Source organism: Oceanobacter sp. 3_MG-2023 (assembly GCF_030688925.1).
Classification (GTDB): domain Bacteria; phylum Pseudomonadota; class Gammaproteobacteria; order Pseudomonadales; family Oceanobacteraceae; genus Oceanobacter.
Window position 1 is genome coordinate 141,739 of the sequence record NZ_JAUYVX010000007.1, and the last position, 13,355, is coordinate 155,093.

Genomic DNA, 13,355 nt, shown 5'->3' on the forward strand with positions numbered 1-13,355 from the left:
CAATTATGGTTATTTGCATAGGTTTTTGTATAAGTATTGGTGTGCAAGAGACAAAATGACATAACGCACAGCCTGACTGTCAGGCGGATTCTGGCGGGGCGGAAGCAAAGGCAAAAGGCAGGGAGTCGATAAGGAGTTCAGGGACAAACTCAGGGGCAGGTATCGAAATACCATGGCCCTGAATGGAAGGTGTTCTACATCAAGCCGGGCTCTTTATTCTCCCATTAGTTTTCGCACTACTACATTGCTGATGGCGGTGGCGACTTCTGGCTCGAGGCCGACTGGGGGATGAAGGGTCAGCTTGACCAGGTGTTGTCGTTGCAAGGCTTCTATTTGCTCTGGCACATCCTGACGCAAGTGGCGGCCAGCAGCAAAAAACAACGGCAATATATCAATGTGAGTGACGCCGTCATTGGACAGGGTAGCAATCATATTCTCGAGGGAAGGTTCAGCCAGCTCCATATAGGCCAGCTGTATCTGATTGGGTTTGGCCATGCCTGCGCAAATATTCCCTGTCAGCTGTTCAAAAGGCTTGAGCCAGTTTGGATCGCTACTTCCGTGCGCCAATAAAATAGTGGCGTGGTTATTAGATCGGGTTTGCATAATGCAACCTCCTGATTGATAGCGAAATTCAATACAGACCATGTCCATAGAGCAAGGCCTTGTCGACGGCTCTGTCGCTTGGCCAAGCATCTTCTATATCCGCAGAATGTAACCAGTTTCTGCAGATTGCCAGAATTAGTTGCCGGTGAATGTGAAAATACTGTTTCAGTTTCTTTTCAGGAATGGCATATCACTGGTAGTGAACGATTAACTCCTTGTGAACAAGCACCGCCGTACATTGTACCGACTGGTCCGGGCTAAGGTGGCGGTGCTGGTTTATCTTATGCCATATCGGTCATGGGGAACGGCGATGTCATTTGTGAGGCGGTCGTCAAATACGCATGGCTGTCTGTGAGCAATTCCCCAGAGAGGGCGAATCTTTCAGCAATGCGGTGTGGTTGCTGTCATTCTGGATGGAGTCCGCCCATGTCAGCATCATCTCTGTTTATGCCAGCAACAATAATCATGCTGGGATTGGTGTTGTTTGGCTGTTTTTTGCATCCGCTTTTGATTTTGGCCTTGGATATACTATTGTATAAGTATTGTATATATAAATGTACTTGCTGATCACAAGGCAATTTCTCCGGAGTGAAGTATGAGCAAACGTATACTGATAACGGGTGGTAGCGGATTTATAGGCTCTCGCCTGGTGAACGGATGGCTCGCGGAAGGCTATGAGATTGCCGTATTGACCCGACGCCCTGACTGGGTGGTTAAACGATGGGCTGGTCGCGTGATGGCGGTGAATGATTTGTATCAGTTGGTTGGGCCCTTTGACTGGCTTGTCAATCTGGCGGGAGAGGGGATTGCCGACCAGCGCTGGAGCCACTCACGCAAGCAGGCGTTGCGCGAGAGTCGCATCGGTGTGACCAATCGTCTGGCCGAGTGGGCAATACAAACCGGTCGGCGCTTTGATGTTGTGGCCAGTGGCTCAGCGATCGGGGTCTATGGTGCCCTGAGCGGAACTGCCACCCAGCAGACCGTGGCTGAAACCAGCCCGGCAGGCGAAGATTTTGCCGCTCAGCTGTGTGCCGATTGGGAACAGGCTGCGCACCCTTTGTTTGCCTTGTCGCGGCGGTCGCTGATCTTGCGGACCGGTGTGGTGCTGGGAGAGCAGGGGGGTATGCTAAAGCGTTTGTGGACGCCATTTTCTCTGGGGCTGGGAGGACGTATTGGCTCCGGCGAGCAGTATTTGTCCTGGATTCATATTGAGGATTATCTGGCAGCGCTGAACCATCTGCTGGCCTCGGAGGCAGAGGGGATTGTTAATATGACGGCGCCAGAGGCGGTGACAAACCGTGATTTTACCCGTGTGCTGGCGACTTGCCTGAAGCGTCCGGCACTGTTGCCCATGCCCGCAGCCGTGGCGCGTATCGTGTTTGGTGAGATGGCGGACCTGCTGCTCAAGGGGCAGCGAGTATTGCCTCTTCAGCTGCAGGAGCAGGCGTTTTCGTATCGGTACACTACACTATCTGAAGCATTGGCCAGTATTGGCCGTAATTGGACCCACTATCGTCAAGTCTAGAGGTTGACCGTGTTTGTGCCATGCCCGGATGCCCGGAATGACGTCAGTGAGTGTGATCCATTGGTATCCGCTTCGTTGTTTTGGCCAGGTTGGCACCGACACGTTTATTGGCCGCTGGTCAGCATTGACGCAGGATATATCATGAGTACAAGCCGCCAAACCATGGAACCTTACCTGTATGAATTTGGTCAGGAATACCGTATCAGCTACATCAATTTCTTGCGTGCCGGTGAGTTGACCGATGCGCGGCTGTTATTGGCGCTGGAACGCGGTTGTGAGCGCCACTCCTTTGTTTTCTCGTTGCCCTTGTTTAATGACATAGAGAAGAGCCTGGTGGCCTGTCGCAGCCTGTATATTGCCGCCATCAAACATTCTCCCTTGTCCCCGTCTCAAGTAGAAGTGGGAGATGCTGAAGGTAAATTCGTTTATTTCACGGCCCATGCCGTTAGAGACATCACGCCCACCGCCTGACCTGAATTGCCCTGCCTGTTTTATCTCCAGAACAGTCTGATGGAACGATCATGGCTTTTTTCAGCCGTGCCATCAGGTTAGTCTAGCCTCCTTTCGAACCATGTACCGAGGCTGGATGTGACCGAGACCCTGTTTGAGCTTGCTGCATATAGTGTATTAACCCTGATGGGCCTGTTGGCGTTATTAGCGTTGCTGCTGGGCGCCTGGGTGATCTACGCCTGGGTGGTGGATGTGCGACAGACGCAGCACACAGTCCGGCGTAATTTCCCCGTGATTGGACGTTTCCGCTACTTGTTTGAACACCTGGGTGAGTTCTTTCGGCAATACTTTTTTGCCATGGATCGCGAGGAGATGCCGTTCAACCGGGCGGATCGTACCTGGGTATATCGCGCCGCCAAACAGGAAAGTACCACCATCGCCTTTGGTTCTACCCGTCGTCTGGATGTGCCGGGCACCGTTATCTTTGTCAACAGCCCGTTTCCGGCATTGAAGCAGGATTTTGCCAGCTCAGGCCCCTTGACCATTGGTGAGCATTGCCGCAGCCCCTATACCACCAGCTCACTGGTGAATATCTCGGGCATGAGTTTTGGTGCGCTGTCGAGTGTGGCAGTTACCGCCTTGTCCCGTGGCGCCGCCATGGCAGGTAGCTGGATGAATACCGGTGAAGGCGGTTTGTCTCCGTATCATCTGGAAGGCGGCTGTGATCTGGTGTTCCAGATCGGCACGGCCAAGTACGGTGTGCGGGATGAACGTGGCATGCTGGACGATACCAAGTTGAAGGCCATCGCCGAGCACTCACAGGTACGCATGTTTGAAATCAAGCTCAGTCAGGGGGCCAAGCCAGGCAAGGGGGGTATCTTGCCGGCTACCAAGGTGAATGAAGAGATTGCCCGTATTCGTCATATTCCCCTGCACGAAGCCTCAATCAGCCCCAATGGCCACCCGGAAATCCGCTCGGTTGATGACTTGCTCGATATGATCGGTCATGTGCGGGCGGTGACTGGCAAGCCGGTGGGCTTCAAGGTCGTACTGGGAGATATTGGCTGGATTCGGGACTTGTGTCGTGCCATCCAGTTGCGCGGCAAACAATCTGCGCCGGATTTTATCACTCTGGATGGTGCCGAAGGTGGCACGGGAGCGGCACCCCAGTCGCTGATGGATTATATGGGGCTGCCTTTGAATCAGTCCTTGCCCATGCTGGTGGACACGCTGGATGAATTTCACTTGCGACCACGTATCCGGGTGATTGCTTCGGGCAAACTGATTACCCCGGACCGGGTCGCCTGGGCGTTATGTGTGGGCGCTGATTTTGTGGTATCAGCCCGAGGCTTTATGTTTGCTCTGGGCTGTATCCAGGCGTTGCAATGCAATAAAAACACTTGTCCCACTGGCATCACTACTCACAACAAGCATTTGCAGAGTGGTTTGGTACCTTCGGACAAGGCCGTCCGGGTACAGCACTTTGTCGAGAGTCTGGTACAGGAAGTCGGGGTTATCGCCCATTCCTGCGGTGTTGATGAACCGCGTGGCCTGAGTCGTCGACACGCCCGTATTGTGCAACCGGATGGTGAGGCTCGCTGTATGACGGATATTTATCAGCCCGTCTCTTTTCATCCGGGTAATGACCTGATGCCGGAAGACTGAGTCCCCGATCTGTCTGCTCGCTGTTACTTGCCGGTTCGATAACCAGCTCCCTATGGTCTGGTTATCGAAGGGCGAGTTGAGTGAAGTGCTCTTTGCCGGTGTTGGGATAGGGAAAATGCCATTGGCAGGGAAAGTGACATTTTGTTGATTTATATCACCTTGAGATTGTAATGATCGTCAAAAATCACAGTCATATGGCGCAATATGTTGAACCTCGTCGTAGTGGTACCGCGACGAAGTGACGGCTGCCTTGTGATATAGCCAGCCAGGGTCGGGCGACTCTCTGGTGCGGGTGACGTACCGTATTACCGCATGAAATACCGTGACACTTCCGTGAAAGAAGTTTAATCCTGAGCGGGGTCAAGGTGATGTGTTTCAGGCCCGTCATGATGATGTCCCCAGAGATATTGTCCTGGTGACAACTATATCTGTTGGTAATACATACCCGCCCCTTGGTGGGCAGGGTTCAGGAGGTTGGAAATGGGTTCAGACAGTACGTCCTATCGTTCGATTGTTGCGATTGTGGGGGATCTGGTGCGGTTGCGCGTTGCAACCCCTGAATCAGGTAAATCAACCCGGGTGCGGCTGGATGACCTGGCCGTACTGGTCAGTGGGGATGGCACCACCCGCCGTCTGGCGCAAGTGATCGACATCCGCGATGAGCAAGTCTCGATGCAGGTGTTTGATGGCACCAAAGGGCTGGCGACCGATGCCAGTGTGCAATTCCTGGGTCACCCGATGCAGGTGACTTACTCCGCCAATATTCTCGGGCGTATCTTTGATGGTCGCGGCAAGCCGATGGATCATGGCCCGGCGCTCGATTTTGACAGCCAGGTCGAGATCGGCGGACCAACCGTCAACCCGATGCGACGGGTGCTGGCATCCCGCATGATTCGTACGGGTGTTCCCATGATCGACCTGTTTAATTGCCTGGTCGAGAGTCAAAAAATTCCTGTTTTTTCCGTTTCTGGAGAACCATACAACGCCTTTCTTGGCCGTATTGGTACGCAGGCCGATGCCGACATTATCGTGTTTGGTGGCATGGGGTTGGGGTTTGACGACTTTTATTCATTCCGCCAGACCTTTGAAGATCAGGGTTCTTTTGCCCGTACCGTTATGTTTGTTAACCAGGCCTCGGATTCGATCGTCGAACGCTTGTTGGTGCCGGATATGGCGCTGGCTGTAGCGGAACGTTTTGCGGTGGAAGAAGGCAAACGGGTATTGGTGCTGCTGACCGATATGACCGCCTACGCCGATGCCCTGAAAGAAATCGGTATCGCCAATGAGCGGGTCCCCTCGAACCGTGGCTATATGGGGGATCTGTACTCACAGCTGGCCCGTCGCTACGAAAAAGCCTGTGATTATGCCAAGGGTGGATCGGTCACGATTCTTGCGGTTACAACCATGCCTGGCAACGACGTCAGTCACCCGGTACCGGACAACACAGGTTATATCACCGAAGGACAATTCTATTTGCACGATGGCCAGCTGGATCCGTTTGGTTCCTTGTCGCGCCTGAAACAGCTGGTGATCGGCAAACAAACCAGGGAAGACCACAGCCAGGTGATGAATACCATGATCCGGCTTTACTCCGGCGCCGTCGAAGCCGAACAGAAACAGGCCATGGCCTTTGATCTCAGTGATTACGATCAGCAGCTACTGCAATACGGGCAACTGTTCCGTCAGCATTTTATGTCTCTGGATGTGTCGATGCCGCTGGAACAGGCGCTGGACAAGGGGTGGCAGCTGATGGCGCAATGTTTCCGTGCCGAGCAATTGCTGATGAAGCCCGAACTGATCGACAAGTATTACCCGACCGAGATGGCGGGCAGCCTGGAGACGGTCTGATATGGCACGTTTGCTGTTGTCGAAGGCCACCTTGTCGGCCCAGCGGCAAAAGCTGGCGGCTTACCAGCGCTTTTTACCGGCACTGGATATGAAACGCCAGCAGCTGCAAGGAGCCATCAAACAGGTGGAAGTGCAGCAGCAGGAGCTGGTACAGCAACGGCAGCAACTGGCACAACGTATTGGCGAACAGATGCCGATGCTGGCGGTTACCTCAATCGATTTAAAGGGATTATGCACCGTGCGGAGTTTACAGCTGCGGCGACGTAACATCGTCGGTGTCTGGATCAACGAGCTGGAAGCGATTGACTTTGATCTGGCCACCATTCCCCTGATGGCAAAACCGCACTGGGTTGCACCTCTGCAACAATGGTTACAGGAAGGCATGACTCTGGACGTCAAACACCAGTTGTTGCAGCAGCAACACCGCGTGATGGCGGCGGCTCTGCGCAAGGTGACCCAGCGGGTAAATCTGTTCGACAAGGTACTGATACCCGAGACCCGATCCAATATCCGCCGTATTGGTATCTATCTGGACGACAAGGACAGGGAGTCGGTAGTGACATCGAAAATAGCTAAAAACAAACGTCAGGCTGCGGGTGGATCATGACAATCGTCGCGTTAAAAAAAGTGGCCATCGCCGGGCGTGAAAAAGACAAGGAAGCGGTCATTGCCCGTTTGCAGGCATTTGGTCAGCTGCATCTGATTGATGGCCATGAGAGCGGCGAGGAAGTGCCAGAAGGGGTTCGTCATTTGAATCAGGCGATCCGTTTTCTGGAGCAAGGGGAAAGTCGCCGGCGGCCGTTAAAAAAATTTACCGGTTTTCATTTGCAACCGGTCGTTAATGAAGCCATTGACGTACAGCACCAGCTGCGGCAACTGGAAGACCAGCGTGACGAAGTCCAGGCCCGGATACAGCGGATGCTGCCCTGGGGTGAGTTTCATTTCCCCGACGACGCGTGGGTTAACCATGTACGGCTGTGGTTTTATTGCTTGCCTGTGAACAAGCGCAGCTGGCTGGATCGGCTCTACAAGGCCGGAGCGGCAATCCGGCTTCCTGACCAGAGCCAGAATCCGGATGATATTCATTGGGGCATCCCCTGGCAGCTGGTCGGCCGTGACAGTCGCCATCTTTATGTTGTCCTGTTATCTGCAACGGAACCACCATCGGCCTGCATGCCTGTGCCCCGGGAACATTTGGGTTCACGTACCCTGGAGCAGCTGACCGAAGCGTTGGAAACCATTGAGCAATCGCTCGACTCACTGCAATCGCGACGGGAAGAATTAACCCGTTATCTGTTGTTGCTCAAACGTCATCAGGCAAGGACGCACAATCACACACTCTGGCGTCAGGTGGTGGATCGATTGTCCTCGGATGGCCAGGTGTTTACGCTGCTGGCCTGGGTGCCGGTATCTTCCTTGCCGGCGTTATCAACCCTGGCTCGGGAAACCGGTTTTGCCTTTGTTGCCAGTGACCCTGCCGCTGATGAATCCCCCCCTACCTTGCTGAAGCCGCTGGCGGGTTTTGCTGCTGGCGGGTTGCTGACCCGTTTTTATCAGTTACCGGCCTACCGTTCCTGGGATCCTTCCGTGCACCTGTATCTGTCGTTTATGGTCTTTTTTGCCATGATTCTGTCGGATGCCGGTTATGCCCTGGCACTGGGCGGGTTATTGGCGTTGCGCTGGAAAGCGATGGGTAAGAGTGAAACCGGTCGCGGTCTCCGCCAGCTGTTTTTGTCTCTGGTCGGGGCCGCGCTGGTATGGGGTGTTATGGCGGGCGAGTACTTCGGGGTGGAGCTGGCGGACGATAACTGGCTGACCAGTCTGGTGGTCATGGATATCGAGGATTACAACACCATGATGAAGGTATCGATCCTGACCGGGGTTGTGCATCTGCTGCTGGCGAATGCCAGCCTGGCCTGGCATCGCCGCCATGAACACTGGTTTGTGGTTAGCCGGGCGGGCTGGGCCGGGGTCGTACTACTGGGCTGCTGGGCCGGTTTTATTGGTATTTCGGCCACAGTAGTGGTGTTGGCGGTTGTCGCGGTGCTGGCCATTATGGTGGGTTCTGGCTGGGCCAAGCCGATATCAGCCTCTGCCAGTCCGCTGCAACGAGGCGTACAGCGGCTATTGCGCGGGTTGATGGTGTTGCCGGGCCTGAGTCAGCTGTTTGGCGATGTGCTCAGTTATATGCGCCTGTTTGCGTTGGGGCTGGCGTCGGTATCACTGGCGCTGACATTTAATCAGCTGGCAGTACAGGTGATGGCTACCGAAGGTGGGCTGGCCTTGCTTGGTGGGGTGCTGATCTTGCTGTTGGGGCACGTAGTGAATATTGCTTTGGGAGTGATGAGTGGTGTTGTACACGGCCTGAGGCTGAATTTTATTGAATTTTACAACTGGGGCGAGCCGGGTGAAGGTTACGCTTTCCAGCCGTTTCAATTAAAGGAGTTGGAAGATGAATGAGCTGGTCATAAGCCTGGGCTGGATTGGAATGTTTTCTCCCATTGCACTGGGCTGTATGGGCAGTGTGATTGGCTGTGGTCTGGCTGGTCAGGCTGCCATTGGTGCCATGCTGGATACAGACAGTGGCCATGGGCGTTTTATCGGTTTGTCGGTGTTGCCGTCGTCGTTTGTGATTTATGGCATCGTCTTGCTGTTTACCTTGCAACGAGAGGTCGGTATTGAAAACGCTGCCGGGTTGTTTGGTATCGGACTATTATCCGGGCTGTCTTTGATGGTCGCCGGGATCTGGCAAGGACGAGCGTGTGCCGCTGCGATCAGTGCTTCAAAAGAGAAGCCGGAGATTTTTGGTATGTCGATTGCTCCGGCGGCCGTGGTTGAAGGTTTCGGTGTGTTTGTCTTTATTTTTGCACTGGTGCTGTCGGGCGGTATTCCTGCTCTGGCGGCTCAGTAACAGGCTGATGGATGTTTATCTGTTGCTTGATAAACGGGTAAACGCAGGAGGAATTGGATGAAACAATCAGGCAGTGACGTCGTTTCCGCCGGGATTGACGAACTGGTTAGCCGTTTGCGTCAGGATGGCGTTGAGGCGGGGGAAACAGAAGCCGAGGCAATTCTGGCCGATGCCCGCCAACAGGCCGCGGCCTTGTTGGCTGATGCTCGCCAACAAGCCGACAAGCTGATTGCCGAGGCGAAAGAAGACGCCCGTCGTGAGCAGCAGGCCGCCAGTGAAGCCATGCAAATCGCCTTTCGGGATCTGGTTCTGGATATGAAATCCATGCTGGAGCAGCGTTTTTCAGCGGATGTTTCGCGCTTGGTGCGCCAGCAACTGGATCAGCCGCAACTGCTGGCCAAGCTGATACGGGCCGCCGCAGGACGGCTACTGGAGCAGGCCGAATTACCCGCCGAGAGTGAGCTGGATTTGCTGTTACCACCGCAGATACTGGCGCTGGATGATATTCGGCGATCACCGGAGTCCGCCATGCAAGGGCCGCTGGCCGATCTGGCTTTTGCGTTACAGATCGACATGCTGCGTGATGGTGTGACCCTGGCCGCCGGTTCGGCTGATCACCATGGTATTACGCTGGTACTGCGTGACGAGAAAATTGAAGTGGATCTCAGTGACCGGGCCATTGCCGGGTTGTTATTGGGTTATTTACAACCCAGATTTCGCGCCATTCTTGATGGCATTATTCGTTAGTTGTTGGTTGCACTAGGGGTCTGAATGGACTGGCGTGATCGCTACACCCTGTTGATGTCGAGTTTACCGGCCCATGAGCGCTGGGGAAGCCGTCATCAGACACCGCTTTCCCGCTTGAAACTGGAGCGCCGATTGCGACTGTTAAGTCAGCCGGATGCTGACCTGCTGGCACGTATTGAATCCTTGCTGCAATGGCGTGAACTTCCCATTACCAGCGATAACCAGCAACTGGTATTGCGGCAACGAAAACTGCTTGAGACGTTGCGGCATGACGATACCCGCCCGAGGGCCGAAGCAACGGCTCTGCTGGCGTTGATTCAGCAGCGGCTGGATGTCCGGACGCTGGTTGCCGCACTGTGGCGACGGGAGTATCAGCAGGACAACGATCCACCGCCATCCGGCCTTTGGAGTGTGAGTCGTTATCGTCAGACCATAGAGCAGTACTGGCATGAGCCAACGTTCCGACTGGAGGTCGCCCAGCCCTGGTTGCCACAAGCGCTGACCTGTATCCGCTCTCATCAACCCTGGGAGCTGGAGCAGATGTTATTGCAGCATAACTGGATCCTGACCGGGCGCTACCTGTTGCCTGGAGACAACAGCCTGGTGGCTGTCGTGGCGTATGTCCTCAAATGGGACATGCTGGATCGTCGTATCGGTTATGACGCTACCCAGGCCCAGGCCCGTTTCAGTGACTGGGTGGCGGTGGACATTGCTGCGGTAACAGCCGTTGAGCCAAGCCCTCTTGACCCCAAAGCCAGTAGCAACTTTACCCAATCATCGACCATGGCCAGTGGAGCACCGTTATGACGATGGAGACAGCCGCAGACAAGGCGGACTCAGGTCAGCAAGCAACAGCACGTATTGTCGCAGTACAGGATGATCTGGTGACAATAGAAAGCATCGAAACCGTCGCCGGGTCTGGAGACTACCGGCCATTGTCCAAAAATGAAGTGGTGTTTGTCTTGCCCGGCCGCCTGACTGCAGATGGCAGACAGGAATGGCTGAAAGCCGAAGTCCTGAGGATTCATGGCCGCCGGGCCGACGCGCAAGTTTACGAAAGCACCCGGGGTGTTGGTATTGGTGATCCGGTACTACAAACCGGAGAGCTGTTGTCGGCTGAACTGGGTCCAGGTCTGCTGGGTATGGTCTACGACGGCTTGCAAAACCCGCTGGAGCAACTGGCGGCCAACTACGGCACTTTTTTGCCGCGGGGTGTGGATATTCGCGGTCTGGATCAGGCTCGACGCTGGTCCTTCAAGCCGCTGATCAAGGAAGGCGAGAAAGTCCGGGCGAGTGATATTGCCGGCGTGGTGGCAGAAGGACGGTTTGAGCACAAGATCATGGTGCCGTTTGACTGGCCAGGAGAATGGCAGCTGGATTGGATTCTGGAGGGCAGCTTCAGTGTTGCCGATCCGGTTGCCCGCCTGACGCCACTGTCGGCTGAAGGAGTGGCTGACCCGCATCGCAGTCGTAACCTGACCCTGAGTCAGCGCTGGCCGATTCGACTGCCGATTTCTCGTCGATTGATGGCGCTGGGAGAGGCTGAACGTCTCTATCCGAGCCAGCCGTTGTCGACCACCATTCGTCTGGTGGATACCTTTTTCCCCTTGGCCAAAGGTGGTACTGGTTGTATTCCGGGGCCATTTGGCGCAGGGAAGACCGTGCTGCAAGGGCTGATTTCCCGCTACTCCGATGTGGATATTGTGATCGTGGTGGCTTGTGGTGAGCGGGCCGGTGAGGTGGTTGAAACCATTCAGGAATTTCCCGGTATGACGGACCCCAAAACCGGCGGCAGCCTGATGGATAGAACCATTATTCTCTGCAATACCTCATCGATGCCGGTGGCTGCCCGGGAAGCCTCTATTTATATGGGTATCACTCTGGCGGAGTATTACCAGAGTATGGGTTATGACGTCTTGCTGATCGCCGATTCGACGTCGCGCTGGGCCCAGGCAATGCGGGAAACTTCCGGTCGGCTGGAAGAGATTCCAGGTGAGGAAGCCTTTCCGGCTTATCTGGACTCTTCGATTCGCAATATTTATGAGCGCGCTGGGGTGATTCGTCGTACCGATGGCGTTGAAGGTACCTTTACCATGGTAGGGACCGTCTCACCGGCTGGTGGTAACTTTGAAGAGCCAGTGACCCAATCCACGCTGGGGACGGTCAAAACCTTTCTGGGGCTGTCTGCGGATCGGGCTTATCGGCGCTTTTATCCCGCGGTTGACCCGTTGATTTCCTGGTCGCGTTACCTTAAACAGTTACAGCCCTGGTTTGATACCCATTTATCCCCGGGTTGGACGCGGCGGGTCGAAGTGTTGTCGGAACTGCTGGTACGAGGTGATGAAGTCAGCCGCATGATGCAGGTGACTGGTGAAGAGGGGGTAACGCTGGACGACTTTATCGTGCAACAGAAAGCGCTGCTGCTGGATATGGTGTATTTGCAGCAGGATGCCTTCGATGATGTGGATGTGTCGGTGCCGATGGATCGTCAGCAACGGTTGTTTGAATTGATGGAAGCCGTAGCGACTCATCAGCCGCAGATGGATGCGGATTCCGACTCACAAAGGAAAGCTGCGGTACGCACTTTCTACACACGCCTGACCGGCCTGCTCAAGAACCTCAACTACGCCGTGGACGGCTCTGGCGAATACAATCGTTTGCTGGAGACGATAACTGACCTGTTGGGGGCACCTGTTTAATCCTTACCCCGGGCTACTGGATGGTTTCGAATCACGAAGCCGACTTGCAGGCCTGACGGGTCAAGTCAAAAGTCGGGGTGCATTCGGTAGCCCCCGGCACCCTCTGTTTGAAATACGCCCCAGAGCGGAGAATAACCGGTCTGTTTTGCTGGGCTAATGCGCATAAAGATGTATAGCGCTCTGGTTGTTATTATGTTTTTGCTATTGGCGGCTTGTTATTTTAATGGCCTGCCATGATCTGTTCAGAATTAAACAGAATGAGATTGCGGAAAGATTATCAGGAAAAGTTATTGATATGGATTGGCCATTTCTTGCCATTGTTTATTGGTACTGTGTTTTTATCAGACCGTGCTGTTATTGATTATTCGTGCTGATAATTCACTAATCTCTCTTGTAGGAGAAGACTGCCCATATCAAGGATATTGAGACTGATCAAATAATAAACGTCTGTCAAAAAATAAGTCTGTGACGATAGTCTGAGCTGACAAAGGCCAGGCCTGCTGTATGAAATGATGGTGTGAAGACTGCTCTGCCCTGAGCCATAGGGCCAACAGCTCGCTGTGTTTCTGGGCGGTGTTGACGGATGCTCACGGGTTCAAAAGATTACCTTCAGATTTGGCTGGTTAATAAATCTGGCCCTATCTTGCAGCATGGGTGTTTCTCTATGAGGCGGGTTTTGGCGGATTAATTGATATGCTGCACATTAATGGTGCGCGAGGGCGCTAAAAGTCTGGAATTGGTGCCTTTGTAGCAAGGGTTAATTGCGGTTGCCTGATATGGCGTATGATGCGCCAGAATGGCCTCTGTGGCGGCTTGCAGTCATGCATGGGTAATGGTTTACTTTGAGCACTTTGTAGTCTTTTCAGAGTGACCCAGTGCTTGCCAGCCTGGCGTCAATTCCTCATTA

At 54.2% G+C, this 13,355-nt stretch carries 11 protein-coding genes; 10 read left to right on the top strand and 1 reads right to left on the bottom strand.

Features of this window, described 5'->3' with window-relative positions:
- Nucleotides 1-213: 213 nt before the first annotated feature.
- Nucleotides 214-603, bottom strand: coding sequence for a sirohydrochlorin chelatase (locus Q8W32_RS08610; protein ID WP_305414539.1), 390 nt, complete (start codon nt 601-603; stop codon nt 214-216).
- Nucleotides 604-1,198: 595 nt separating this feature from the next.
- Between Q8W32_RS08610 and Q8W32_RS08615 the strand changes: the two genes are divergently transcribed.
- From Q8W32_RS08615 to Q8W32_RS08660, 10 genes are all read left to right on the top strand, one after another.
- The gene (locus tag Q8W32_RS08615) at nt 1,199-2,128 is read left to right on the top strand and encodes a TIGR01777 family oxidoreductase (protein WP_305414540.1); all 930 of its coding nucleotides are present in this window, start codon (nt 1,199-1,201) and stop codon (nt 2,126-2,128) included.
- Between the two features lie 141 nt (nt 2,129-2,269).
- A complete protein-coding gene (locus tag Q8W32_RS08620) occupies nt 2,270-2,599 on the top strand; it encodes a hypothetical protein (protein WP_303432088.1) in 330 nt (109 codons plus the stop codon).
- 165 nt (nt 2,600-2,764) lie between these two features.
- A complete protein-coding gene (locus Q8W32_RS08625) occupies nt 2,765-4,243 on the top strand; it encodes an FMN-binding glutamate synthase family protein (RefSeq protein ID WP_303432292.1) in 1,479 nt (492 codons plus the stop codon).
- 480 nt (nt 4,244-4,723) lie between these two features.
- Nucleotides 4,724-6,091 (top strand): V-type ATP synthase subunit B, encoded by a 1,368-nt coding sequence (locus Q8W32_RS08630; protein ID WP_305414541.1) that lies wholly within the window; start codon nt 4,724-4,726, stop codon nt 6,089-6,091.
- A 1-nt stretch (nt 6,092) separates the two neighbouring features.
- Complete coding sequence (locus Q8W32_RS08635; protein ID WP_303432084.1) at nt 6,093-6,698, top strand: V-type ATP synthase subunit D; 606 nt, start codon at nt 6,093-6,095, stop codon at nt 6,696-6,698.
- Nucleotides 6,695-8,551 (top strand): V-type ATP synthase subunit I, encoded by a 1,857-nt coding sequence (locus tag Q8W32_RS08640; RefSeq protein WP_305414543.1) that lies wholly within the window; start codon nt 6,695-6,697, stop codon nt 8,549-8,551. Before Q8W32_RS08635 ends, Q8W32_RS08640 begins: the two co-directional genes overlap by 4 nt.
- A complete protein-coding gene (locus tag Q8W32_RS08645) occupies nt 8,544-9,002 on the top strand; it encodes an ATP synthase subunit C (RefSeq protein WP_303432081.1) in 459 nt (152 codons plus the stop codon). The genes Q8W32_RS08640 and Q8W32_RS08645 overlap by 8 nt, the downstream gene beginning before the upstream one ends.
- A gap of 57 nt (nt 9,003-9,059) precedes the next feature.
- On the top strand, nt 9,060-9,749 hold the full coding sequence (locus Q8W32_RS08650; protein ID WP_303432080.1) for an HrpE/YscL family type III secretion apparatus protein: 690 nt from the start codon (nt 9,060-9,062) through the stop codon (nt 9,747-9,749).
- A 24-nt stretch (nt 9,750-9,773) separates the two neighbouring features.
- Nucleotides 9,774-10,556, top strand: coding sequence for a hypothetical protein (locus Q8W32_RS08655; protein ID WP_305414545.1), 783 nt, complete (start codon nt 9,774-9,776; stop codon nt 10,554-10,556).
- On the top strand, nt 10,553-12,448 hold the full coding sequence (locus Q8W32_RS08660; protein WP_305414546.1) for a V-type ATP synthase subunit A: 1,896 nt from the start codon (nt 10,553-10,555) through the stop codon (nt 12,446-12,448). The genes Q8W32_RS08655 and Q8W32_RS08660 overlap by 4 nt, the downstream gene beginning before the upstream one ends.
- Nucleotides 12,449-13,355 lie beyond the last annotated feature (907 nt).

What these genes read in the sequence shown, in the direction of transcription:
- Q8W32_RS08635 (WP_303432084.1), top strand. Translation starts at nt 6,093, where the DNA reads ATGGCACGTTTGCTGTTGTCGAAGGCCACCTTGTCGGCCCAGCGGCAA.
- Q8W32_RS08660 (WP_305414546.1), top strand. Translation starts at nt 10,553, where the DNA reads ATGACGATGGAGACAGCCGCAGACAAGGCGGACTCAGGTCAGCAAGCA.
- Q8W32_RS08610 (WP_305414539.1), bottom strand. Translation starts at nt 603, where the DNA reads ATGCAAACCCGATCTAATAACCACGCCACTATTTTATTGGCGCACGGA.
- Q8W32_RS08620 (WP_303432088.1), top strand. Translation starts at nt 2,270, where the DNA reads ATGAGTACAAGCCGCCAAACCATGGAACCTTACCTGTATGAATTTGGT.
- Q8W32_RS08615 (WP_305414540.1), top strand. Translation starts at nt 1,199, where the DNA reads ATGAGCAAACGTATACTGATAACGGGTGGTAGCGGATTTATAGGCTCT.
- Q8W32_RS08640 (WP_305414543.1), top strand. Translation starts at nt 6,695, where the DNA reads ATGACAATCGTCGCGTTAAAAAAAGTGGCCATCGCCGGGCGTGAAAAA.
- Q8W32_RS08645 (WP_303432081.1), top strand. Translation starts at nt 8,544, where the DNA reads ATGAATGAGCTGGTCATAAGCCTGGGCTGGATTGGAATGTTTTCTCCC.
- Q8W32_RS08630 (WP_305414541.1), top strand. Translation starts at nt 4,724, where the DNA reads ATGGGTTCAGACAGTACGTCCTATCGTTCGATTGTTGCGATTGTGGGG.
- Q8W32_RS08650 (WP_303432080.1), top strand. Translation starts at nt 9,060, where the DNA reads ATGAAACAATCAGGCAGTGACGTCGTTTCCGCCGGGATTGACGAACTG.
- Q8W32_RS08655 (WP_305414545.1), top strand. Translation starts at nt 9,774, where the DNA reads ATGGACTGGCGTGATCGCTACACCCTGTTGATGTCGAGTTTACCGGCC.
- Q8W32_RS08625 (WP_303432292.1), top strand. Translation starts at nt 2,765, where the DNA reads ATGGGCCTGTTGGCGTTATTAGCGTTGCTGCTGGGCGCCTGGGTGATC.